We start from the raw sequence: 24,757 nt of genomic DNA, 5'->3' as shown, positions 1-24,757 counted from the left end.
TGGGAGAAATCTCTAACGCCCGTTCGTACAATACCTGCTTGAGAAAACTGAGATTATGTCAAAGCGAGATTATTACGAAGTTCTTGGTGTCGGTCGCGATGCTAGTGAGCGAGAAGTCAAAAAAGCCTATAAGCGTTTGGCGATGAAGTTTCACCCGGATCGCAACCCAGGTGATGAAGAAGCTGAAGCAAGCTTTAAAGAAGTTAAAGAAGCTTACGAAATTCTAACCGATGCCAATAAAAAAGCGGCTTATGACCAATTTGGTCATGCTGGTGTTGATCCTAATCGCGGCGGCGGTGGTCATGGTGGCGCTGGTGATTTCGGTGATATCTTCGGTGACGTGTTTGGTGATATTTTTGGCGGCGGGCGTCGTGGTGGCGGTCAACGTCAAGCGGCTCGTGGTAGTGACTTACGTTACAACCTTGAATTATCGCTTGAAGAAGCTGTTCGTGGCCTATCAAAAGAGTTACGCATTCCAACACTAGCATCATGTGATACCTGTGACGGAAGTGGCGCTAAGAAGGGCACTTCAGCAACCACTTGTGGCACCTGTCATGGTCAAGGCCAAGTACAGATGCGCCAAGGCTTCTTTGCTGTTCAACAAGCCTGTCCAACTTGTCATGGTCGCGGTAAGATCATTAAAGATCCATGTAACAAATGTCATGGTGAAGGTCGCGTTGAGAAGAGCAAAACATTGTCAGTTAAAATTCCTGCTGGTGTTGATACGGGTGACCGTATTCGCTTATCAGGTGAAGGTGAAGCTGGCGAGTTTGGTGCACCTCCTGGTGATTTATATGTTCAAGTCAGCGTTCGTGAACACGCCATCTTTACTCGTGACGGTAATAACCTGTACTGCGAAGTACCTATCTCGTTCAGCAAAGCTGCACTTGGTGGTGAAATCGAAGTACCAACACTTGATGGTAAAGTGAACCTGAAGATCCCTGCAGAAACACAAACTGGACGTATGTTCCGTATGCGTGGCAAAGGGGTTAAATCAGTTCGCAGTCATGCTGTAGGTGATTTGCTTTGTAAGGTTGTTATGGAAACTCCGGTTAACCTAAACGACAAGCAAAAAGAGTTATTACGCGAATTTGAAGCGACACTGACTGGTCAATCTAAGAAGCATAGCCCTAAGGCTGAAGGTTTCTTCGATGGCGTTAAAAAATTCTTTCACGATTTAAATAGTTAATCGTCGAAAACGTCTAAGTTATCGATACATTGATAACTTCTGACACATATAAAGGCTGCTTACACTAAGTAAACAGCCTTTTTTATTGCTAAAAAATGATTCTACTGAGTACTATTGCAAAACAGTTCTCCATATTCAATCCCTTCAATTAGGTGCAAATTGCATGTCGTTTTCGTCGTTTTTGCTTAACCCAATGCTAGTGGATGCTTTGCCTGCTTCAGTCGTTAAACCAACTGAAGTACAAAGAAAATCGATTCCCGAAGTGCTAAATGGGCAAGATGTCATGGCGCTTGCACAAACCGGTAGCGGTAAGACCTATGCTTTTGGCTTACCGATTTTGCATTGTATTAGTCAAAATCAATTAACGGGGCTATCTGCCGTCATTATCGTGCCGACGAGGGAACTGGCTAAACAAGTCGCTGATGGGTTATCGCAAATTTCAGCTGGAATAAATGTTCGGGTTGAGCTTGTATGTGGTGGAGAAGACATTGAACAGCAAAAGGAGCGTTTATCAACTAGTGCCGATGTCATTGTGGCCACACCCGGTAGATTACTTGCTTTGGTCACGCAGGGGATTGTGCAGTTTGATGATTTAAAGCATTTGGTTTTGGATGAAGCCGACCGACTTTTAGAAATGGGTTTTATCGCAGATATTAAGGCACTTATTGCTCAGATGCCTAAAAGGCAAACATTGTTATTTTCGGCAACCATGCCTGATGAATTAAATGTATTAACTCAGCAAATATTGAGCAATAAGTCAGTTCGTGTAGAGGCTAATGTGGTCAACACCACAGTTGAAGATATCACTCAAACGATTTATCACATTAATAAAGGCAGTAAAGCCAAAGCGATAATTGAACTGATTAAGCATAACGATTGGACTCAGGTCGTCGTGTTCGTCAATGCCAAAAACGATGCGGATGCCTTATGTAAAAAACTGCTAAAAGCGAAAATAAATGCTGCATCGTTACATAGTAACAAAGAGCAAGCTCAGCGCAGTCAGATCCTTGAAACATTCAAAGCTAAGCAATTAACTGTATTAGTCGCGACTGATGTATTAGCGCGTGGGATCCATATTGAAGCATTACCGGCAGTGATTAACTTTGAATTACCTGAACAGGCTTCAGTGTATGTTCATCGAATTGGCCGTACTGCTCGCGCTGGATTAAGTGGTAAAGCAATATCGTTTATCAGCCATGCAGAAATGCAAAGCTTAGCTGCGATTAGGGAGCTAACGGCTCAGGTATTACCTCTGAGTGAGTTAGAAGGTTATCCCGTTACCGATAAAGCTGTAGATCCAAATAGCACACGCCCTACTAAAGATAAACAGGCTAATAGACGAACGGCTAAAAAACGCAGCAGCCGTGACTTTACTAAAAAGCGAATCTCTCGCTGATTCTGTATTCACGAACTTACCTTAATCAAGTCATCTGTTTCACTGTATTGAATAACTGAAACGGTTTAAAATATTGTAAATAGATAGAGTTACTCCGTTAACAAGTCATTATTTAAAGGGATGTAAAATGAAGAAATTAGCGCTGATATTAATGATCCCAGTGTTATTAGCTGGCTGTGCAACGACAAAATCACCTACAGGCCGTAGCCAAGTTCTGTTATTTGATAAAAATCAAATGACTGAAATGGGGGCGCAATCATTTACTGCGATGAAAAAAGAGCAAAAAATCAGTAGTGATAAGCAAAAAACAGCCTATGTGAACTGTGTTGCTAACCGCATTACCGCAGTACTACCAGATCAATCCTTACAATGGGAAGTTGTACTATTTGACTCTGAGCAGGTGAATGCTTTCGCACTGCCTGGTGGGCATATTGGGGTGTATACCGGCTTGTTAGATGTGGCAAATGATCCTGACCAGCTCGCCACAGTCATTGGCCATGAAGTCGCGCATGTATTAGCAAGGCATGGTAACGAGCAAGTGTCACGGGCTCAAATGACTAACACTGGCATGCAACTGGCTGATGTGGCGTTAGGCGCTGGCGGCGTTTCTAATAAAGATTTGTATATGGCAGGTTTAGGCCTTGGTACTCAGGTAGGAATTCTACTGCCTTTTGGCCGAGACCAAGAAAGTGAAGCGGATGAGTTAGGTTTAGAGTTAATGGCCAAAGCGGGTTTTAATCCAGCAATGAGCGTGACTTTATGGCAAAACATGGCGAAAGCAGGCGGCGAACAAGGACCTGAGTTGTTCTCTACTCACCCATCGCATTCGTCTCGAATTTCAGATTTGAAGGCACTTCAAGCTAAGGTGACACCGTTATATCAAGCAGCAAAAAAACAGTCACTAATACAATGTAAAAATGGATAGGGCCTGTTGAACTTTCAAGGTTGTTTTTGCAGCGAATTGTTGGCCATTTATACAAGGCAGAGACTTTGTGGTGTAGTTATTCTACATAAAACGTCGATAACGCAGTAAAAATGGCCAACAAACGCTGCCCGAAGGGTTCAGCTAACAACGTTTTACTCTTTGTTGGATGAGTTTTGCTTAGATGACTAGGCATCAATCCATCCGCCTCGGTTAAAACGCTTTTAACTCGAACAAAACCCAACCAGCAAAGATCAACAAGCCCTAATGAAAAATAGTCATTATCACCGCAGATTAGCGCCCATCGCGTTATAAAGTGTGCTAAACTGCCCCGCAAATTTTAACTGATGAATTGAGAGTAAATAAGTTATGTCAGAGTTCAACACAATGGAACAGCAAGCAAGTTACGGTGTAGGTCGTCAAATGGGTGAGCAACTAGCTGCTAACTCTTTCGAAGGTATCGATATCCCTGCAGTACAAGCTGGTCTAGCGGATGCGTTTGCAGGTAAAGAAAGCGCTGTTGCAATGGAAGACTTACAAGTGGCTTTCACTGAAATCAGCCGTCGTTTACAAGCTGCTCAAGAAGAAGCTGCAGCAGCTGCTTCTGCAGAAGGCGAAAACTTCTTAGCTGAAAATGCTAAGCGTGAAGGTATTACAGTTACTGATTCTGGTCTTCAATACGAAGTTATTGCACAAGGCGAAGGCGAAAAGCCAACACTTGATTCAACTATTCGTGCTCATTACCACGGTACTTTCATCAACGGTGAAGTATTCGATAGCTCTGTAGCTCGTGGCGAGCCAGCTGAATTCCCAGTTTCTGGTGTTATCGCTGGTTGGACTGAAGCATTACAACTAATGCCAGTTGGTACTAAGCTTAAATTATTCGTTCCACAACACTTAGCTTACGGCGAACGTGGTGCTGGTGCTTCAATCCCGCCATTCTCGGCGTTAGTATTTGAAGTAGAATTATTAGAAATCGTTTAATGATTAACGCCTAAGTTTGACTTAGGCGTTTTTGTATCACTGGGAGAAAGACATGACTGCAAAAGTAAGAATCGCTGTTGTTGGTGCCAGTGGCCGAATGGGTCGCACATTGATTGAAGCTGCTAAGCAACATGAAATGATTTATTTAGGTGCTGCAGTTGAGCGTACTGGTTCTACCCTTATTGGTGTAGATGCGGGTGAGCTTGCTGGCGTGGGTACCATGAATGTAGCGATTACAGATTCATTAGATATTGCATCAGAACATTTTGATGTATTAATTGATTTTACCTCTCCAGAATCGTCGCTTGTTCATCTTGATTGGTGTTCAAAAAATAATAAGGCGATTGTGATTGGTACAACAGGTTTTAATCATGCTCAAAAAGAGATGATTAATGCGTTTGCTGAACTGACACCTGTTGTGTTTGCTCCTAATATGTCTGTAGGCGTTAACTTAACCCTAAAACTATTAGAGCTGACTGCTAAAGTCATGGGCGATTACACAGATATTGAGATTACCGAAGGTCATCATCGTTTCAAGAAAGATGCACCATCTGGTACGGCATTAAAAATGGGTGAAGTGATTGCTGATACCCTTGGCCGCGATCTTGAAGAGTGCGCTGTTTATGGTCGTGAAGGTATGACGGGTGAACGAGATAGAAATACCATTGGTTTTTCTACTATACGTGCCGGTGATATTGTTGGCGATCATACCGTGATGTTTGCCGATATCGGTGAACGAGTTGAAATAACTCATAAAGCGACCAGTCGAATGACATTTGCTAATGGTGCAATGCGTGCAGCCTATTGGTTATCCGATCAGGATTCAGGCTTATACGACATGCAGCAAGTGTTAGGACTCAATTAATATTTAAAAAAAACCACCTTCGGTGGTTTTTTTTGGAAATAAATTTTCCCAAAATAAAATAACAAAGCATAGACGCTTTTACTTAATTCATATAAAATCGCTGGAATTTGCCAAAATTTCGTAAATTGGTAGGTTTGTAAAAATAAAACAGCCATAATTTCAGTGGCTTGGCTCTTTTTTTGGAGGTCGCGTTGACACAGTCTGCCTTACTCGTACTCGAAGATGGAACCGTATTCTCTGGCACAGCAATTGGTGCCGATGGACTCACTGTTGGTGAAGTAGTTTTTAATACTTCAATGACAGGCTATCAAGAGATTTTAACGGATCCGTCATATTCTCGCCAGATCGTAACTTTAACTTACCCTCATATTGGTAATACCGGCACAAATGATGAAGATACAGAATCTGATTCAGTTCATGCTTGTGGTCTTATCATTCGAGACTTACCTCTATTAGCCAGCAACTTTCGTAACCAACAATCATTAAGCGATTACTTAAAATCAAATAATGTTGTGGGTATCGCGGATATTGATACACGTAAATTGACTCGTATTTTACGTGAAAAAGGTTCGCAAGCCGGCTGTATTATGGTTGGCGATATCGACGAAGTTAAAGCATTAGCGGCAGCGAAGGCATTCCCTGGTTTAAAAGGTATGGACTTAGCAAAAGAAGTCACTACTGAGTCTACATATCAATGGCGTAAAGCTAGCTGGCGTTTAGTTGGCGGTTTACCTGATGAGACTCCTGAGTCAGAACTTAAATATAAAGTGGTTGCTTTCGATTACGGCATCAAACGTAACATCTTACGTATGTTAGTTGACCGTGGTTGTGATGTGACTGTAGTACCTGCACAAACTTCTGCAGCAGAAGTATTGGCCATGAACCCTGATGGGATATTCCTATCAAATGGTCCAGGGGATCCTGAGCCATGTGATTACGCTATTACTGCTATTCAAGAAATCCTAAAAACTGATATTCCAGTATTTGGTATTTGTCTTGGTCACCAGTTGCTAGCACTAGCATCAGGGGCTAAAACCCTGAAGATGAAGTTTGGTCATCATGGTGCAAACCATCCTGTGAGCAATATCGAAAAAGGTAATGTAATGATTACCAGCCAAAACCACGGTTTTGCTGCTGATGAAGCGACATTACCAGCGAACATTAAAGTAACGCATAAGTCGTTATTTGATGGTTCACTGCAAGGTATTCACCTTACTGATAAGCCAGCGTTTAGTTTCCAAGGCCACCCTGAAGCGAGCCCTGGACCGACAGATGCGTCATCGCTGTTTGATCATTTCATTGAATTGATTGAGCAATTTCGTCAAAACGCTAAATAGTTAGGTCACTCGGAGAAGATAGAAGCAATGCCAAAACGTACTGATATTAAAAGTATTCTAATCCTAGGCGCTGGCCCAATCGTAATTGGTCAGGCATGTGAATTTGACTATTCTGGTGCGCAAGCCTGTAAAGCGCTGCGTGAAGAAGGGTACCGAGTTATTCTTGTTAACTCTAACCCTGCAACGATCATGACTGACCCTGAAATGGCTGATGCGACATACATCGAGCCGATTCATTGGGAAGTGGTTCGTAACATTATCGCTAAAGAAAAACCTGATGCGATTTTGCCTACCATGGGTGGTCAGACTGCGCTTAACTGTGCACTTCAACTTGAAGCTGAAGGTGTACTAAAAGAATTTAACGTTGAAATGATTGGTGCAACAGCTGACGCAATTGATAAAGCTGAAGACCGTAGTCGTTTTGATACTGCAATGAAAGCCATTGGTCTTGAATGTCCACGTGCTGGTATTGCTCATACAATGGAAGAAGCTCACGGCGTTTTAGAGCAAGTAGGCTTCCCATGTATTATCCGTCCTTCTTTCACCATGGGTGGCAGTGGCGGTGGTATCGCATACAACAAAGAAGAGTTTGAAGACATTTGTTCTCAAGGTCTTGAACTTTCACCGACAAGCGAATTATTGATTGATGAATCGCTCATTGGTTGGAAAGAGTATGAAATGGAAGTGGTTCGTGACCGCAACGATAACTGTATTATCGTATGTGCTATCGAGAACTTCGATGCAATGGGTGTACATACTGGTGATTCAATCACAGTTGCTCCTGCGCAAACATTAACAGATAAAGAATACCAATTAATGCGTAATGCTTCTTTAGCAGTACTGCGTGAAATTGGTGTAGAAACCGGTGGTTCTAACGTTCAGTTTGGTATTTGTCCAAATACTGGCCGTATGGTTATCATCGAGATGAACCCACGTGTATCTCGTTCATCTGCATTAGCATCTAAAGCAACAGGTTTCCCAATTGCTAAGATTGCGGCAAAACTTGCTGTAGGCTTCACTCTTGATGAATTAATGAATGATATTACTGGTGGTCGTACTCCAGCATCATTCGAGCCAGCTATTGACTACGTTGTGACTAAAGTTCCCCGCTTTAACTTCGAGAAATTTGCTGGTGCCAATGATCGTCTAACGACTCAAATGAAGTCTGTTGGTGAAGTGATGGCGATTGGCCGTACTTTCCAAGAGTCACTGCAAAAAGCATTACGTGGTTTAGAAGTCGGTCGTAATGGTTTTGATTCTGTAATTGACATTACGCTTCCAGAAAGCATGCAGCAAATTCGTCATGAGTTGAAAGAGCCAGGTTGTGACCGCATTTGGTATATCGCTGATGCATTTCGTGCAGGCCTTAGCCGTGATGAAATCTTCAGACTGACCAACGTTGACCATTGGTTCTTAGTTCAAATTGAAGACTTAATTGCTCAAGAAGCTAAAGTTTCAGAAGTTGGGATGTCTGGTCTAAACCAAGAATTTTTACTTAAGCTTAAACGTAAAGGTTTTGCTGATTCACGTTTAGCTGAAATCTTAGGTGTAAGCGAAACCGAAGTCCGTAAGATCCGTGATAGCTATGGTATGCACCCTGTTTACAAGCGTGTTGATACTTGTGCTGCAGAATTTGCGACCGATACGGCTTACATGTACTCAACTTACGAAGAAGAATGTGAAGCTGCGCCATCAACGCGCGACAAAATCATGATTCTTGGTGGCGGCCCTAACCGTATTGGTCAAGGTATTGAGTTCGATTACTGTTGTGTTCATGCGGCATTAGCATTACGTGAAGATGGTTACGAAACCATTATGGTTAACTGTAACCCTGAAACGGTTTCAACTGATTACGATACATCTGATCGCTTATACTTTGAGCCTGTTACGTTTGAAGATGTACTTGAGATTGTTCGTATTGAAAAGCCAAAAGGCGTTATTGTTCAATATGGTGGTCAAACTCCTCTTAAACTTGCTCGCGCTCTTGAAGCCGCTGGCGTACCAATCATTGGTACTAGCCCAGACTCGATTGACCGCGCAGAAGACAGAGAGCGCTTCCAACAAGCGATTCAACGTCTTGAAATGAAGCAACCTGAAAATGATACTGTTACGACAGTAGAAGGTGCGGTTATTTCAGCTGAGCGTATCGGTTATCCGTTAGTTGTTCGTCCATCATATGTACTAGGTGGTCGCGCAATGGAAATCGTTTATGACGAGCAAGACTTACGTCGTTACTTTAACGAAGCTGTTAGCGTATCTAACTCATCTCCAGTATTGCTTGATCGCTTCTTAGATAATGCGATTGAAATCGATATTGATGCAGTTTGTGATGGCGAAATTGTGGTTGTGGGTTCTATCATGGAACACATCGAACAAGCGGGTGTTCACTCAGGTGACTCAGGTTGTTCACTACCACCTTATAGCTTAAGCGAAGACGTGCAAAACCGTATGCGTGAGCAAGTTGCTAAATTAGCAATGGAATTACGTGTAATTGGTTTGATGAACGTTCAGTTTGCGGTTAAAGATGACGAAATCTACATGATTGAAGTTAACCCGCGTGCTGCCCGTACTGTACCGTTTGTATCTAAAGCGACTGGCATTCCACTAGCGAAGATTGCAGCGCGTGTTATGGCAGGTCAAAGCTTAGCATCTCAGAACTTTACTAAAGAAGTTATCCCACCTTATTTCTCTGTGAAAGAAGTGGTATTGCCATTTAACAAGTTCCCAGGTGTTGACCCAATGCTTGGCCCTGAAATGCGCTCAACAGGTGAAGTAATGGGTGTGGGTGACACATTCGCAGAAGCCTATGCTAAAGCGCAACTTGGTGCGACTTCAGAAGTACCTAAGTCAGGTCGTGCGTTAATCTCAGTGCGTAACAGTGATAAAGCACGTGTAGCTGAACTGGCTGCTAAGTTAATTGCACTAGGTTACGAAATCGATGCCAGTCATGGTACTGCAGTGGTACTTGGCGAAGCGGGTATTAACCCTCGCTTAGTGAACAAGGTACATGAAGGTCGTCCGCATATTCTCGACCGTATTAAGAATGGTGAATACACTTACATCATTAATACGACCGAAGGGCGTCAAGCGATTGAAGACTCGCGTCAAATTCGTCGTGGAGCACTGCGTTACAAAGTGAACTACACGACGACATTGAATGCGGCCTTCGCAACGTGTATGGCGCATTCTGCTGACGATAGAAATAACGTGAGTTCAGTACAAGAACTACATGAAAGAATCGCAAAAAATTAATATTGTTTAATTATTTGCTGATTTGATTAAAAAGGCTGCATTCGTGCAGTCTTTTTTATTACTATTTTTTGACAGTCAGTAGTAAGTAATCTCAAGTTTATGTAAGCTTAGAGCATCATCATTAGATGCATCCTCAACGCAAGACACCGCATCATTAAAACGTTTTTGTTGTAAAGATCGTGCGCTATGCGAATTAACCAGATTGAACTGTGTTGACTGAATGTCGACACGGGGTGCTTTTGTTTTTAAAGGAGACATAAGACATTATGAATACCGTCCCTATGACGATTATCGGAGCTGAGCAGCTTCGCAAAGAATTAGATGAATTAAAATTTGAACGTCGCCCTAGTATTACTTCAGCAATTGCCGAAGCACGTGAGTTAGGCGACTTAAAAGAAAATGCTGAGTACCACGCAGCACGCGAAGAGCAAGGTATTTGTGAAGCGCGTATTCGTGATATTGAAGGCAAATTGTCTAATGCACAAATTATTGATGTGACAGCAATGCCAAACTCTGGTCGCGTTATTTTCGGTACCACAGTGACAATTTTAAATGTTGATACCGATGCTGAATCGACTTACCGCATTGTGGGTGATGACGAAGCAAACATCAAAGAGAACTTAATTTCAGTTAATTCTCCAATCGCTCGAGGCCTAATTGGTAAGAGTATTGATGATGAAGTGGCTATCACAACGCCGGGTGGCACAGCTGAGTATGAAATTACTGCGGTTGAATATATCTAGTCATATTTGATATCAATATTAATTACTACTTAAGATTGATATTTTATAGTGATAAAAAAACCACTGCATGGCAGTGGTTTTTTTAGGTCAGAATGAACATTTGAATCGTATTGACTGCAAGATGAACAATAGACCTTAAGTTGTTTGACGAAATTATTTTGCTTTTGGAATGGCAACTTTCATTTCAGCAGACTGACGGAAAATAACTAAGGTGTGTCCGATAAGCTGTATTTTGGTTGATTGTGTTTCGCGAATAATCGCGTCAACGACAGCATTTTTAAGCTCTCTATCAGAAGAGCCTACTTTCACTTTTATTAGTTCATGATGAGTGAGTGCACTATCAATTTCAGCCAGCACACCTTCGGTCAAACCATTAGCACCAAGCAGCACTACTGGCTTTAAGTTATGCGCCAGGCCTTTTAAATGCTGTTTTTGTTTGGTTGTTAAGTTCATTTGTACCAACTTTTTGAATGTTACTGTTGAAAAACGGCTATTCTACCCTTATATAAGCTTTATGTAACTCCAAATCGTTACGGAATTTAAATGGCAACGAAAAAACGTTCGGCTAGTTCGAGCCGATGGATGCAAGAGCATTTTGACGATCACTACGTTAAATTGTCTCAAAAGCGAGGTTTACGTTCTCGCGCTGCATTTAAGTTGGAAGAAATCCAACAAAAAGATAAACTCATTAAACAAGGTATGACAGTTGTTGATTTAGGTGCTGCGCCTGGCGGCTGGTCACAAATTGCTGTTAAATTGGTTGGTGAGAAAGGCAAATTGGTCGCGTGTGACATTTTACCTATGGATCCAATTGTGGGAGTTGACTTTTTACAAGGCGATTTCCGTGAAGAGAAGGTGCTAGATGCTTTACTTGACCGTGTTGGTGAGGATAAAGTGGATGTAGTGCTTTCAGATATGGCGCCAAATATGAGTGGTTCAGATGGTGTGGACCAACCTAGGGCGATGTATCTCGTAGAATTAGCATTAGATATGTGTCATCAAGTATTGGCGCCTAATGGGAGTTTTGCAGTAAAAGTCTTTCAGGGGGAGGGCTTTGACGAATACATGAAAGCAGTTCGACAAGCTTTCACTACCGTTAAAACACGAAAACCAGATTCATCGCGACCACGTTCACGAGAAGTGTATATAGTGGCGACTGGTTACAAGTTATAGTAGTCTATCGATTAATTATCGTGGGTCTTCAAGAGGTCTAGAAATTTGAGTGACATGGCAAAAAATTTAATTCTCTGGGTTGTCATCGCCGTAGTGCTGATGTCAGTTTTTCAGGGTTACTCCCCCTCTTCTTCGTCATCGCAGAAGATGGACTATTCCGTATTTTTAGATAGTGTCCGTAATGGCAATATCAATTCGGTTGAAATCAAAAGTGACCAGCGAACTATTGAAGGAATCAAACGTTCTGGAGAGAAGTTCACCACTATTATGCCTATGTATGACCAAGATTTAATTAATGATCTTGATCGTAAAGGGATTTCAATGAAAGGGCAGGAAGCTGAAGAGTCTAGTTTCTTAACCCAAATATTTATCTCTTGGTTCCCAATGTTACTGCTTATCGGGGTATGGATATTCTTCATGCGTCAGATGCAAGGCGGCGGCGGTAAAGGCGCAATGTCATTTGGTAAGAGTAAAGCCAAATTGATGAGCGAAGACCAAATTAAGACCACTTTTGCTGATGTTGCAGGTTGTGATGAAGCGAAAGAAGACGTTAAAGAATTGGTTGATTACTTAAAAGAGCCAACTCGATTCCAAAAACTAGGTGGTCGTATCCCTACTGGTGTTTTACTTGTAGGCCCACCGGGTACCGGTAAGACCCTAATCGCAAAAGCGATTGCTGGTGAAGCAAAAGTGCCGTTCTTTACAATTTCAGGTTCTGACTTTGTTGAAATGTTTGTCGGCGTTGGTGCATCTCGTGTACGTGACATGTTCGAACAAGCTAAAAAGTCTGCACCTTGTATCATCTTTATCGATGAAATCGATGCTGTAGGTCGTCAACGTGGCGCTGGTGTTGGTGGTGGTCATGATGAGCGTGAGCAAACACTAAACCAAATGCTGGTTGAAATGGATGGTTTCGAAGGTAATGAGGGTGTCATCGTCATTGCTGCGACAAACAGACCAGACGTATTAGATGCTGCGTTACTTCGTCCAGGTCGTTTTGATCGTCAAGTTGTTGTTGGCTTGCCAGACGTCCGTGGTCGTGAACAAATTCTTAAAGTACATATGCGCAAAGTGCCATTAGGTGACGGTGTAAAAGCCAGTGTTATCGCCCGTGGTACGCCAGGTTTCTCTGGTGCTGACTTAGCTAACTTAGTTAACGAAGCGGCTTTATTCGCTGCTCGTGGTAATCGCCGCGTAGTAGGAATGGAAGAGTTTGAAAGTGCTAAAGATAAAATCATGATGGGCGCAGAGCGCCGTACTATGGTGATGTCTGAGGAAGAAAAAGAAATGACGGCTTATCATGAAGCTGGTCATGCCATTGTGGGTTGTTTAGTGCCAGAGCACGATCCAGTTCATAAGGTAACAATTATTCCTCGCGGCCGTGCATTAGGTGTGACTTTCTTCCTACCGGAAGCTGATGCTATTAGTCAAAGCCGACGTAAACTTGAAAGCCAAATTTCTGTGGCTTATGGCGGCCGTTTAGCTGAAGAGCTTATTTACGGTGGTGAAAAGGTTTCTACGGGTGCATCACAAGATATTAAATATGCTACGTCTATTGCACGTAACATGGTGACCCAGTGGGGCTTCTCTGAGAAGTTAGGTCCTGTTTTGTATGCTGAAGACGAAGGTGAAGTGTTCTTAGGTCGTAGTATGGCTAAATCTAAGAATATGTCTGACGAAACAGCAGGCATGATCGATCAAGAAGTGAAACACTTAATCGACAGTAACTATGAGCGTGCTAATCAATACTTGACTGACAATATGGATATTCTTCATTCAATGAAAGATGCATTGATGAAGTATGAGACTATTGATGCTGAGCAAATTGATGACTTGATGAATCGCCGTGAAGTTCGCCAACCTGCCGATTGGCAAGCTGATGATTCAATGGACGACCAAGATAAAGGTACGCCAGTAACACCTGAAGCAAGTTCAACAGAGGAAACTGCTGAAGAACCTACTGCTGAAAAGCCTGATACCGAGCCAAAAACTGATGAATCACCAGCAAAATAAGTTGTTGATTTGAAGTTTTAAAAAAGCCCCGAAAGGGGTTTTTTTATATTTGTTGTACTAGTGTCATATTTAAGTCATATTTCTATAAAGATGCTTTTTAAAAGTTCTATTTAAGTGAGGTTGTGTGTTTGAAATTAAGTCTGGCGATAAAATACTGTCGCTAACTAGCCCAGTTGTGATGGCAATTATCAATGTAACGCCTGATTCTTTTTCTGATGGCGGTCAACATGCAAGGGTTGAACAAGCCTGTGCCCATGTTGATAAAGTCATCGCTGAAGGGGCGTTAATTGTCGATATAGGCGGTGAATCGACTAGACCAGGTGCGGATGCGGTATCTGTTGACCAAGAGTTATCAAGAGTCATCCCAGTCATTGAATATGTCGCTAAAAATTACGATGTATGGATTTCAATTGATACCAGCAAACCTGAAGTGATGGAAAAAGCAGTCGCAGCTGGTGCTCATATCATTAATGATGTGCGTGCATTACAAGAGCCGGGCGCAGTCGCGATGGCGACAAGCTTAGATGTCCCTGTGTGCTTGATGCATATGCAAGGTCAGCCAAAAGATATGCAAGATGCACCTGAGTATGAAAATGTGATGGAGCAGGTGACTGAGTTTTTATCTCTGCGATTAGATTACTGCGTTGCTGCAGGTATGCCGCGGGAAAACATCATCCTTGATCCTGGCTTTGGCTTTGGTAAAACCTTAGAACATAACTATGAATTACTAGCTAAGTTACCTGAGCTTCATAGTCTACACCTACCCGTATTAGTAGGGCTTTCCAGAAAAAGCATGATTGGTGATTTACTGCAGCGTGAAACTGACGAGCGTTTAGCTGGTAGTTTGGCTGGGGCGATGATTGCCGCACAACAAGGCGCACAAATCCTTCGTGTACATGATGTAAAAGAAACTATCGATGTACTAACAGTTATGTCGGCCACTATGGCGAGCTTACAGCCATAATATTTCGAAATTGCTAGCCCGCAGGATTTAAGTCGTCATTAAATTAGTGTGAATTCACTTAATGTGAGGTACTAATGCAGGATCATAATCAGCAAGATAAAGATCAGCGTGACAATCAGCACTTAGAAAAAGATCCTCAACAAAGGACTCTTTTCGGAACCGATGGCATCAGAGGTAAAGTAGGTGCTGGCCTAATGACGCCTGAGCTTGCTTTAAAACTTGGCTGGGCTGCAGGTCGGGTTCTTGCTCGAAGTGGCACTAAAAAAGTGATTATTGGTAAAGATACACGGATTTCTGGGTATCTTTTTGAATCCGCACTTGAAGCAGGCTTATCAGCTGCAGGGCTAAATGTGTTATTAGTTGGGCCAATGCCGACTCCAGCAATTGCATACCTTACCCGTACTTTTAGAGCTGAAGCCGGCATTGTTATTAGTGCATCACATAATCCATATTACGATAACGGTATTAAGTTCTTTTCAGCTAACGGCAGTAAGCTTGATGATGAGCTGGAACTTGAAATAGAAAATGAATTATTAAAGCCCCTTGTTTGTGTGGAATCTCATTTACTTGGCAAAGCTGCCCGTATTGATGATGCTGCAGGTCGCTATATTGAATATTGTAAAGGACACTTTCCTGCTGAATTAACACTTAATGGTATGAAGTTGGTTGTCGATTGTGCCCATGGCGCCACTTACCATATTGCACCGAGCGTCTTTAAAGAGCTTGGAGCAGAGGTGATTACCATTGGTGATAAACCCAATGGCCTTAATATCAATGAAGATGTTGGCGCAACATCGATGCAAGCCGTTTGTGCTGAAGTTATAAAGCATCAAGCCGATGCAGGCATTGCTTTAGACGGTGATGGCGACCGTATTATGATGGTCGATAAGCATGGTAATGTTATCGATGGCGACCAAATCTTATATGTTTTAGCGTGCGATGCGATAAAGAATGGTGAACTAAAAGGCGGCGTGGTTGGTACTCTGATGTCAAACCTTGGTTTGGAGTTGGCTTTGGCCGAACTAAATGTTCCTTTTATGCGTTCCAATGTTGGCGATCGTTATGTTATGGAGTTAATGCGTCAAAATGATTGGCGGATTGGCGGTGAAAATTCCGGGCACATCTTAAATCTTGATCACGGCACAACAGGTGATGGTATTGTTGCTGGCATATTGGTGCTTGCAGCGATGCAAAATCAACGGGTAGGCCTTGAAGCTTTAGTCGCACCATTAAACATGTTGCCACAAATTTTGGTTAATGTTCGTTTTGATGGGGAGTTAAATCCACTTGAGTCGGAAGCGGTTCAGTCGATAAAAAAGCAGGTTGAAATTAAGCTCGGTAAAACAGGTCGGGTTTTGTTAAGAAAATCAGGCACTGAGCCATTGATTAGAGTGATGGTAGAAGGGCAAGATATTGACCTTGTCACAACCTTGGCAAATCAAATCGCTGATGTGGTTAAAAAGGTAGGTTTGTCGCAAAGTTGAATATACAATCAACAACAGTTTTTATTTAATATTTGGTTATTTATTAATATCTAAAGTCAGCGAGTAAAAAAACAACATTCTGTCATGTTATGACAAATATTCCTGACTTAGCTATTGTAACTTGTTTGGCGGTTCGTTATTATTCACGCCGCTTTCAAAGGAGACAGTAATGGCACTCAGACGTCCTATGGTAGCTGGCAACTGGAAAATGAATGGCAATGCGCCTTTAGCGCAAGAGTTATTCAGCAAGTTTGCTACTAAGCTCCAAAATGATTCTGCAGAAGTAGTTTTATGCCCACCTTCAATTTATCTTGAAAGTGTTAGACAGCTGCTTGAAGCAAATAAGCAAACCTTAGATGGTGCGCTTGTAAGAATGGGCGCACAGAACCTCAGTCAACATGACTTTGGTGCCTATACTGGTGAAATTTCCGGTAAAATGCTAAAAGATTCAGGATGTCGATATGTCATTATCGGCCATTCCGAGCGTCGTCGTATGTACGGCGAAACAAGTAATATCGTTGCAGAGAAATTCGCTGCAGCACAAAAACATGGTTTGACGCCGATTCTTTGTGTTGGTGAATCAGGTCCAGCTCGTGAAGCAAGACGAACTTTTGAAGTGATTGCTGAAGAGTTAGACATTGTGATCGAAAAGAATGGCACCATGGCTTTTGATAATGCCATTATCGCTTACGAGCCTTTATGGGCGGTAGGTACTGGTAAAAGTGCAACTCCAGAGCAAGCGCAAGAAGTTCATGCGTTTATTCGTAATAGACTCTCTGAAGTGTCTCCATTTATTGGAGAAAATATTCGCATTTTATATGGTGGTAGTGTTACTCCATCAAATGCTGCAGATATATTTGCCCAACCAGATGTCGATGGTGGATTGATTGGCGGAGCTAGCTTAAACTCTAGCGAGTTTTTAAGTTTATGTTCCATTGCGATGAGCGCTTAATATTATGTATGAAGTTTTAATTGTAGTTTACTTGGTTGTAGCAATTGGTCTTGTTGGACTGATTTTGATTCAACAAGGTAAAGGAGCTGACATGGGGTCTTCATTTGGTGCTGGCGCATCAGGGACTCTATTCGGTTCAGACGGTGCAGGTAATTTCCTGACCCGAAGCACAGCTGTTTTAGCAATTGCTTTTTTTGCTTTAAGTCTTACTTTAGGTAACTTAAGTGCAAACCATTCTAAAAAAGATGATGCTTGGAACGATTTAGGTACTGCAGTAGAGCAAGTTGAACAAGCTCCTACTCAGGCTGAAACATCAGAGACTAAAATCCCTGATTAATTTGCCTCTTTAATAGAAGCAAATGAAGTAAGACCACAGTCATTTAGTTATCTTAATTTCCTCAATTAAACATGATAACGACTGTAAAAATTTAGTAGTAAGCGGATGTGGCGGAATTGGTAGACGCGCCAGCTTGAGGGGTTGGTGACTTAGGTCGTGTGGGTTCAAGTCCCACCATCCGCACCACTAAATTTGATTAATCATTTTAAAGTTAAATTGATTAATTATTGCAAGCAAAGACGTAAGTTAATATAATTGCGCAAGTTGTCGCGGGGTGGAGCAGTTTGGTAGCTCGTCGGGCTCATAACCCGAAGGTCGTCGGTTCAAATCCGGCCCCCGCAACCAGCTTATTGTTTTTACTTATTTGCAGTGCTGCAATGTAAATACAATTAAAAGGTTCTATATTTAAGACCTCGTTATTACGGGGTTTTCTGTTATATGGAGCTTAGTAACTCCGTGATTTACGGACTTTTCGAGGGCTATTTGCCCTTTTTTTCGTTTTTGGGGGTCATTTTTGGCAACATTAGAAACTAAACTGACAGAAATGCTGACAGTACCTGTTGAAGCGTTAGGTTTTCAACTTTGGGGTATTGAGTTTGTCCATGCAGGGCGTCATTCAATATTACGTGTATTTATTGATGGTGAAAGTGGGATCAATATTGAAGATTGTGCTGAAGCCAGCCGCCAAGTTAGTGCTGTTCTAGATGTTGAAGACCCAATCTCGACAGAATACACACTAGAAGTTTCATCGCCAGGTGTAGATAGACCATTATTTACGGCTGAGCAATACGCTGCTTATATCGGCGAAGATGCAAAAGTACAGTTAACGATGCCTGTTGCAGGTAGTCGTAATTTAAAAGGTGCTATCACAGCTATCGAAGGGCAAATGCTAACGATAACTGTAGATGGTGAAGATTTGATTGTGGCTTTAGATAATGTCCGTAAAGGCAACGTTATTGCAAAGTTTTGATAGTTTCAAGGTGAACGAGGCAACACAATGAATAAAGAGATTCTGCTAGTCGCAGAGGCGGTATCAAATGAAAAAGCCGTCCCACGCGAAAAAATATTCGAAGCGCTAGAAATTGCTCTAGCCACAGCAACAAAGAAAAAATACGAAGGCGAAATTGAAGTTCGCGTAGCTATCGACCGTAAAACAGGCCACTACGACACTTTCCGTCGTTGGATGGTAGTCGATGATAAAGGCGAAGCTTTAGAAAACCCTTACAGCGAAATTACGCTTGAGGCTGCTCAATTTGAACAACCAGAAATTCAACCTGGTGAATTCATTGAAGATGAAATCGATTCAGTTGTTTTTGACCGTATTACGACGCAAACAGCTAAGCAAGTTATCGTACAAAAAGTACGTGAAGCTGAACGCGCACAAATCGTAGAACAGTTCATCGAACGTGAAGGTGAGATTGTTACTGGTGTTGTTAAGAAGAGCACTCGCGAAAGTGTTGTTGTTGATTTAGGTAACAATGCAGATGGTGTTATCTACAAAGAAGACATCATTAGCCGTGAATCTTTCCGCCCTGGCGATCGTGTTCGTGCATTACTTTATGCCGTACGTCCAGAAGCAAAAGGCGCACAGTTATTTTTAACTCGTAGTAAGCCTGAAATGATCATCGAATTGTTCAGAGTAGAAGTACCTGAAATTTTAGATGAAATGATTGAAATCATGGGCGCTGCTCGTGATCCAGGTGCTCGCGCTAAAATCGCTGTGAAAACAAACGATAAGCGTATTGACCCAATCGGTGCTTGTGTTGGTATGCGTGGCGCACGTGTACAAGCTGTATCTAATGAGTTAAGCGGTGAGCGTGTTGATATCGTAATGTGGGATGATAATCCAGCACAGTACGTGATTAATGCAATGGCTCCTGCTGATGTTGCGTCTATCATCGTTGATGAAGACAACCATTCTATGGATATCGCAGTAGAAGCAGACAGTTTAGCTCAAGCAATTGGTCGTAACGGTCAAAACGTTCGTTTAGCAACTCAGTTAACTGGCTGGGAATTAAACGTAATGACGGTCGAAGAGCTTACTGCTAAGCATCAAGCTGAAAGCGCTAAAGTTGTTAACTTATTTGTTGAAACTTTAGACGTAGATGAAGATTTCGCGACTGTTCTAGCTGAAGAAGGTTTTACTTCGTTAGAAGAGATTGCATATGTACCAGAAGCAGAGCTGTTAGAAGTTGACGGTTTTGATGAAGATATTGTTGCTGCATTGCGCGAACGTGCAAAAGCGGCGATTTCGACTAGAGCATTAGCAACAGAAGAAGCACTTGATGGTGCAGAACCTGCTGCTGACTTATTAGCGTTAGATGGTTTAGAAAAGCATTTAGCATATGTTCTTGCAAGTAAAGGTGTGTCGACCTTAGAAGACTTAGCAGAACAAGGTATTGACGATTTAATCGATATTGAAGAATTGACAGAAGAAAAAGCAGGTGAGCTCATCATGGCTGCCCGTAATATCTGTTGGTTTGGCGAAGAAGCATAAGTCGATCAACAGGGGGATTTAATTGATGGCAGATACAAGTATAGATAAATTGGCCGCAGAAGTGGGCAAGAATGTAGACAGACTGATTGAACAGTTTGCCGAAGCAGGAATTAAGAAAAGTAAAGCTGATAGCGTTTCTGAAACAGAGAAACAAACCTTATTAGACCACTTGAAAAAGCAACACGGTGCGGATAAAGAGCCTCAGAAAATGACGCTTCAACGCAAAACTGTGTCTACTTTAAGTGTCAATGCAGGTGGCGGACAATCTAAAGACGTTAAAGTTGAAGTACGTAAAAAACGTACTTTCGTTAAGCGTGACGATAGTGAGTTAGCAGCAGAAGCAGAAGCTCAAGCTAAACAGCAACAAGAAGCAGAAGCAGCAGCGAAGGCTGCAGCAGAAGCGAAAGCTGTTGAAGATAAAGCAAAAGCTGAAGCCAAGGCTAAAGCCGACGCAGAAGCTAAAGCGAAAAAAGAAGCCGATGCGAAAGCAAAAGCTGAAGCTAAGCCTGCGAAAGCTGAAGACCCAGAGTCTGCAGCTGCTAAAGCTGAAGCTGACCGAATTAAAGCAGCACAAGAAGAAGCAATGACTAAAAAGCAGAAAGAAGAAGCGGCACAAGCTGCTGAAACTGCTCGTAAGCTTGCTGAAGAAAACTCAAAGCGTTGGGCTGAAGAAGAGCGTCAACGAATTGAAGCTGAGAAAAACAGTGACCACCATATCACGACTTCTAAAGCCGCTCGTGCTGCAGAAGATACCTCAGATGCTGCTGAAGAAAAACGCGGTCGTCGTACTCGTAACAAAAATGCTAACAAGAAACGTGGTGGCAAAGGCGGTCGTGATAACCGTTCTAGAGGCGCACGTAACCAAAGCACTGCTCCTGAATCAATGGCGCATGGTTTTAACAAGCCAGTTGCAGTAGTTAAAGGCGAAATCCGCATCGGTGAAACCGTTTCTGTTGCAGAATTGGCTTCACGTATGTCTATTAAAGCTACCGAAATCATCAAGCAAATGATGAAAATGGGCTCAATGGTTACCATTAACCAAATTTTGGACCAAGAAACAGCACAAATGGTTGCTGAAGAAATGGGCCATAAAGTGGTACTACTTCGTGAAAACGAATTAGAGCATCAAGTACTTGGTGATCGTGATGAAGATGATGTTGTACTAGAGAATCGTGCTCCTGTAGTTACCATTATGGGTCACGTTGACCATGGTAAAACATCATTACTTGATCATATTCGTCGTGCAAAAGTTGCTGATGGTGAAGCGGGTGGTATTACCCAGCACATTGGTGCATACCACGTTGAAACTGATAATGGCATGATCACTTTCTTAGATACTCCTGGTCACGCGGCGTTTACGTCAATGCGTGCTCGTGGTGCGAAAGCGACTGATATCGTAATTTTGGTTGTTGCTGCTGACGATGGTGTTATGCCACAAACAATTGAAGCGATTCAACATGCTAAAGCCGGTAACGTGCCGTTAATCATCGCTGTGAACAAAATGGATAAGCCAGAAGCTGATCCTGAGCGTGTGAAGAGTGAATTAGCACAACACGGTGTTATGTCTGAAGATTGGGGCGGCGAGCACATGTTCGTTAACGTTTCAGCTAAAGCAGGTACCGGTATTGATGAACTACTCGAAGGCATCTTGCTACACGCTGAAGTTCTAGAACTTCAAGCAGTACGTGAAGGTATGGCTGCTGGTGTGGTAATTGAATCTAAACTTGATAAAGGTCGTGGCCCAGTTGCTACTGTTCTGGTTCAAGAAGGTACTTTACGCCAAGGCGATATCGTTCTATGTGGTCTTGAGTACGGTAAAATCCGTGCAATGAAAGATGAGAACGGTAAGAGCATCACTGAAGCAGGCCCTTCAATTCCAGTAGAAATTTTAGGTCTTTCAGGTGTGCCATCAGCGGGTGACGAAGCGACTGTTGTACGTGATGAGCGTAAAGCACGTGAAGTTGCACTTTACCGTCAAGGTAAGTTCCGCGATGTTAAATTAGCTCGTCAGCAGAAGTCTAAGCTTGAGAACATGTTTGCCAACATGACTGAAGGCGAAGTACAAGAGCTTAACATCGTACTTAAAGCAGACGTTCAAGGTTCACTTGAAGCAATTTGTGATTCATTAACTAAACTGTCTACTGACGAAGTTAAAGTAAGCATTATTGCTCGTGGCGTTGGCGCACTAACAGAAACTGATGCAACACTTGCTGCAGCTTCTAACGCAATCATGGTTGGTTTCAACGTTCGTGCTGATGCACAAGCGCGTAAGACGATTGAAGCTGAAAGTGTTGATTTACGCTACTACAGCGTTATCTACGACTTGATTGACGAAGTAAGAGCTGCAATGACTGGTATGCTTGCTCCTGAGTTCAAGCAACAAATCATTGGTCTTGCTGAAGTACGTGACGTATTTAAATCGCCTAAGATTGGTGCTATTGCTGGTTGTATGGTTACTGAAGGTACCATTAAACGTAGCGCTCCAATCCGTGTACTACGTGAAAACGTGGTAATTTACGAAGGTGAACTTGAGTCACTACGTCGCTTTAAAGATGACGTTGCTGATGTTCGTAACGGCATGGAATGTGGTATCGGTGTGAAGAACTACAATGACGTCAAAGTTGGCGATCAGATTGAGGTCTTCGAGACGGTCGAAGTGGCCAGAACGCTGTAACACAGAAAGGGCGGCGTTAGCCGCCTTTTTTATTTATATAAAGCTATAAGGTATTAATGTTATGGCAAAAGAATTTAGTCGTACTCGCCGTATTGCGCAGCAACTCCAACAAGAGTTAGCGATGATTTTACAGCGTGATATGAAAGATCCACGTATTGGCTTCGTGACGGTTAACGATGTCGATGTCTCTCGTGATTTAAGCTTTGCAAAAGTTTTTGTGACTTTCTTTGAAGAAGATCAAGAGTTAGTCGATCAAAAAATTGAAGCACTTACTGCTGCTGCACCTTATGTAAGAACATTGGTTGCTAGCCGTATGAAACTTCGTGTAATGCCTGAGCTTCGTTTTGTATATGACAGTTCATTAGTTGAAGGTATGCGTATGTCTAACTTAGTTAGCCAAGTGATTACCCAAGACAAAGCTAAACAAGATAAAGCTAGACAAGATGATTCTGGTTCTGAAGAAGCTAATAGTTCTGAAGAAAAGTCTGAGGATAAAGATTAATGGCTCGTCGTCGCAAAGGTCGTTTTATTAATGGCATTGTACTTTTAGATAAAGGTACTGGCATCAGTTCTAACCATGCTTTGCAACGCGTCAAACGTCTTTATAATGCGAATAAAGCTGGCCACACTGGTGCATTAGACCCTTTAGCTACAGGTATGCTACCTGTGTGTTTAGGTGAAGCGACTAAGTTCTCTCAGCATCTTCTAGATGCTGATAAACGTTATATGGTAACTGCCAAATTAGGCGAAAGAACTGATACCAGTGACTCTGATGGTGAAGTTGTTCAAATTCGTCCAGTCAAATTCGAGCAAAAGTTATTAGATGATTCATTAGAGCATTTTCGTGGTGATACCATGCAAGTGCCTTCAATGTTTTCAGCATTAAAATATCAAGGTCAGCCTCTATATAAGTACGCCCGGGAAGGAATTGAAGTTCCTCGCGAAGCGCGTCCTATAACAGTTTTTGAATTGTTATTTGTTAGCCTCGAAGGTGATGACTTAACACTTGATATTCACTGCTCGAAAGGTACTTATATTCGCACAATCATCGATGATTTGGGCGAAATGCTAGGTTGTGGCGCGCATGTCACTATGCTAAGACGCACGCAAGTTGCTGATTACCCGTATGCGAAAATGGTGTCACTTGAACAGCTAACAGAGCTTGCTGAAGGCACAGATAAAGAAGATGAAACTTCTTTTGCTGTACTCGACGAATTGCTATTACCGATGGACACAGCAGTTGCTAATTTCCCTGAGGTCAATATTTCTGAGGCAAGTGGGCAGTTCATTATGCAAGGTCAACCAGTACAAGCATCGGGCTTAAAAGCTGATGAGCTAGTGAGAATGACTTTGGGTGAATCTCGCGAGTTTATCGGTATCGGTGTGATGAATGATGATGGTTTATTAGCACCGAAACGTTTGGTTGTTGATCACAGCAACGATTAGTTAATAGGTTTTATAAACTGATCGGTGTTTTTTATTGCGATAGTGACTGAATATAGTTAGAATGTCGCCCCCTCTGGCTGAGTTAGTGATTGGCTAGAGTTAATTTAATTTTTTCTGGAGATAAATATGTCACTAAGTAATGAACAAAAAGCTGCTATCGTAGCTGAATATAGCCGTGGCGAAAACGACACTGGTTCTACTGAAGTACAAGTAGCTTTATTGACTGCGCAGATTAACCATCTACAAGGTCACTTCAAAGAGCACATCCATGATCACCATTCACGTCGTGGTCTATTACGTATGGTTAGTGCACGTCGTAAACTTACTGCTTACTTAAAGCGTAAAGACGTTGCTCGTTATACTGCTCTTATCCAGAAGTTAGGTTTACGTCGTTAATATCGACGTTTAATTTGAGCATGGTTAACGTGTTCAAATTCAAACCGTGAAAAAGGAGGCTTATGCCTCCTTTTTTATTGGGTAAAATTTACGATTAGTTTGATGCTTTAGCTTATACGTAGAGTTCGATAGC

At 42.3% G+C, this 24,757-nt stretch carries 21 protein-coding genes, 2 tRNA genes and 1 pseudogene; 22 read left to right on the top strand and 2 right to left on the bottom strand.

The window, feature by feature from the left end; genetic code table 11:
* The first annotated feature begins 55 nt into the window (after nucleotides 1-55).
* The 3 genes from dnaJ to AC0L4E_RS14310 all read left to right on the top strand — a co-directional run bounded on the left by dnaJ (nucleotide 56) and on the right by AC0L4E_RS14310 (nucleotide 3,510).
* Nucleotides 56-1,189 (top strand): molecular chaperone DnaJ, encoded by a 1,134-nt coding sequence (dnaJ, locus tag AC0L4E_RS14320; RefSeq protein ID WP_473679730.1) that lies wholly within the window; start codon nucleotides 56-58, stop codon nucleotides 1,187-1,189.
* Between the two features lie 163 nt (nucleotides 1,190-1,352).
* Nucleotides 1,353-2,585: a DEAD/DEAH box helicase gene (locus AC0L4E_RS14315; RefSeq protein WP_473679729.1), complete on the top strand. Its 1,233-nt coding sequence runs from the start codon at nucleotides 1,353-1,355 to the stop codon at nucleotides 2,583-2,585.
* A 127-nt stretch (nucleotides 2,586-2,712) separates the two neighbouring features.
* Nucleotides 2,713-3,510: a M48 family metallopeptidase gene (locus AC0L4E_RS14310; RefSeq protein ID WP_473679728.1), complete on the top strand. Its 798-nt coding sequence runs from the start codon at nucleotides 2,713-2,715 to the stop codon at nucleotides 3,508-3,510.
* Here the strand turns inward: AC0L4E_RS14310 and AC0L4E_RS14305 are convergent.
* Nucleotides 3,446-3,703, bottom strand: a pseudogene (locus AC0L4E_RS14305) (hypothetical protein). The gene AC0L4E_RS14310 and the pseudogene AC0L4E_RS14305 sit on opposite strands and share 65 nt — an antisense overlap.
* Nucleotides 3,704-3,876: 173 nt before the next feature.
* Here AC0L4E_RS14305 and AC0L4E_RS14300 point away from each other — a divergent pair.
* The 5 genes from AC0L4E_RS14300 (at nucleotide 3,877) to greA (ending at nucleotide 10,688) form a co-directional block, all read left to right on the top strand.
* Nucleotides 3,877-4,491, top strand: coding sequence for an FKBP-type peptidyl-prolyl cis-trans isomerase (locus tag AC0L4E_RS14300; protein WP_153916385.1), 615 nt, complete (start codon nucleotides 3,877-3,879; stop codon nucleotides 4,489-4,491).
* Between the two features lie 52 nt (nucleotides 4,492-4,543).
* Nucleotides 4,544-5,356 carry a 4-hydroxy-tetrahydrodipicolinate reductase gene (gene dapB / locus AC0L4E_RS14295; RefSeq protein WP_473679727.1) on the top strand — a complete coding sequence of 271 codons (813 nt, stop codon included), beginning with the start codon at nucleotides 4,544-4,546 and terminating at the stop codon, nucleotides 5,354-5,356.
* Nucleotides 5,357-5,535: 179 nt separating this feature from the next.
* A complete protein-coding gene (gene carA, locus AC0L4E_RS14290; RefSeq protein ID WP_473679726.1) occupies nucleotides 5,536-6,693 on the top strand; it encodes a glutamine-hydrolyzing carbamoyl-phosphate synthase small subunit in 1,158 nt (385 codons plus the stop codon).
* A 27-nt stretch (nucleotides 6,694-6,720) separates the two neighbouring features.
* On the top strand, nucleotides 6,721-9,945 hold the full coding sequence (carB, locus tag AC0L4E_RS14285) for a carbamoyl-phosphate synthase large subunit (protein ID WP_473679725.1): 3,225 nt from the start codon (nucleotides 6,721-6,723) through the stop codon (nucleotides 9,943-9,945).
* Between the two features lie 266 nt (nucleotides 9,946-10,211).
* Nucleotides 10,212-10,688 (top strand): transcription elongation factor GreA, encoded by a 477-nt coding sequence (gene greA, locus AC0L4E_RS14280; protein ID WP_248984085.1) that lies wholly within the window; start codon nucleotides 10,212-10,214, stop codon nucleotides 10,686-10,688.
* Nucleotides 10,689-10,841: 153 nt separating this feature from the next.
* Here greA and yhbY read toward each other — a convergent pair whose 3' ends face one another.
* Entirely contained in the window at nucleotides 10,842-11,141 is a 300-nt protein-coding gene (gene yhbY, locus AC0L4E_RS14275) for a ribosome assembly RNA-binding protein YhbY (protein ID WP_055023703.1), read from the bottom strand.
* Nucleotides 11,142-11,231: 90 nt separating this feature from the next.
* Between yhbY and rlmE the strand changes: the two genes are divergently transcribed.
* The 14 genes from rlmE (at nucleotide 11,232) to rpsO (ending at nucleotide 24,624) form a co-directional block, all read left to right on the top strand.
* Nucleotides 11,232-11,861, top strand: coding sequence for a 23S rRNA (uridine(2552)-2'-O)-methyltransferase RlmE (gene rlmE / locus AC0L4E_RS14270; RefSeq protein ID WP_102526889.1), 630 nt, complete (start codon nucleotides 11,232-11,234; stop codon nucleotides 11,859-11,861).
* A gap of 45 nt (nucleotides 11,862-11,906) precedes the next feature.
* Nucleotides 11,907-13,874 (top strand): ATP-dependent zinc metalloprotease FtsH, encoded by a 1,968-nt coding sequence (gene ftsH, locus AC0L4E_RS14265; protein WP_473679724.1) that lies wholly within the window; start codon nucleotides 11,907-11,909, stop codon nucleotides 13,872-13,874.
* A 124-nt stretch (nucleotides 13,875-13,998) separates the two neighbouring features.
* Nucleotides 13,999-14,838, top strand: coding sequence for a dihydropteroate synthase (folP, locus tag AC0L4E_RS14260; RefSeq protein WP_473679723.1), 840 nt, complete (start codon nucleotides 13,999-14,001; stop codon nucleotides 14,836-14,838).
* A gap of 74 nt (nucleotides 14,839-14,912) precedes the next feature.
* Complete coding sequence (gene glmM / locus AC0L4E_RS14255; RefSeq protein WP_473679722.1) at nucleotides 14,913-16,322, top strand: phosphoglucosamine mutase; 1,410 nt, start codon at nucleotides 14,913-14,915, stop codon at nucleotides 16,320-16,322.
* A 169-nt stretch (nucleotides 16,323-16,491) separates the two neighbouring features.
* Nucleotides 16,492-17,274 (top strand): triose-phosphate isomerase, encoded by a 783-nt coding sequence (gene tpiA / locus AC0L4E_RS14250; RefSeq protein ID WP_220751722.1) that lies wholly within the window; start codon nucleotides 16,492-16,494, stop codon nucleotides 17,272-17,274.
* Between the two features lie 4 nt (nucleotides 17,275-17,278).
* The gene (secG, locus tag AC0L4E_RS14245; protein WP_473679721.1) at nucleotides 17,279-17,611 is read left to right on the top strand and encodes a preprotein translocase subunit SecG; all 333 of its coding nucleotides are present in this window, start codon (nucleotides 17,279-17,281) and stop codon (nucleotides 17,609-17,611) included.
* Nucleotides 17,612-17,712: 101 nt separating this feature from the next.
* A tRNA-Leu gene (locus tag AC0L4E_RS14240) sits at nucleotides 17,713-17,797 on the top strand.
* 82 nt (nucleotides 17,798-17,879) lie between these two features.
* Nucleotides 17,880-17,956: transfer RNA gene (locus AC0L4E_RS14235), tRNA-Met, on the top strand.
* Nucleotides 17,957-18,125: 169 nt separating this feature from the next.
* Complete coding sequence (gene rimP / locus AC0L4E_RS14230) at nucleotides 18,126-18,581, top strand: ribosome maturation factor RimP (protein ID WP_153915166.1); 456 nt, start codon at nucleotides 18,126-18,128, stop codon at nucleotides 18,579-18,581.
* Nucleotides 18,582-18,608: 27 nt separating this feature from the next.
* Nucleotides 18,609-20,108, top strand: a complete 1,500-nt coding sequence (gene nusA / locus AC0L4E_RS14225) for a transcription termination factor NusA (protein ID WP_473679720.1) — start codon at nucleotides 18,609-18,611, stop codon at nucleotides 20,106-20,108.
* Between the two features lie 25 nt (nucleotides 20,109-20,133).
* Nucleotides 20,134-22,782 (top strand): translation initiation factor IF-2, encoded by a 2,649-nt coding sequence (infB, locus tag AC0L4E_RS14220; protein WP_473679719.1) that lies wholly within the window; start codon nucleotides 20,134-20,136, stop codon nucleotides 22,780-22,782.
* Nucleotides 22,783-22,843: 61 nt separating this feature from the next.
* Complete coding sequence (rbfA, locus tag AC0L4E_RS14215) at nucleotides 22,844-23,284, top strand: 30S ribosome-binding factor RbfA (protein WP_473679718.1); 441 nt, start codon at nucleotides 22,844-22,846, stop codon at nucleotides 23,282-23,284.
* Nucleotides 23,284-24,228 (top strand): tRNA pseudouridine(55) synthase TruB, encoded by a 945-nt coding sequence (gene truB, locus AC0L4E_RS14210; protein ID WP_473679717.1) that lies wholly within the window; start codon nucleotides 23,284-23,286, stop codon nucleotides 24,226-24,228. The genes rbfA and truB overlap by 1 nt, the downstream gene beginning before the upstream one ends.
* 126 nt (nucleotides 24,229-24,354) lie before the next feature.
* On the top strand, nucleotides 24,355-24,624 hold the full coding sequence (gene rpsO, locus AC0L4E_RS14205; protein ID WP_055023715.1) for a 30S ribosomal protein S15: 270 nt from the start codon (nucleotides 24,355-24,357) through the stop codon (nucleotides 24,622-24,624).
* Nucleotides 24,625-24,757 lie beyond the last annotated feature (133 nt).

The sequence above is a fragment of the Shewanella sp. GJ50-10 genome (genome assembly GCF_055808815.1).
Note: the sequence above shows the minus strand (reverse complement) of the source record. Positions and strands in the feature narration are given on the sequence as shown.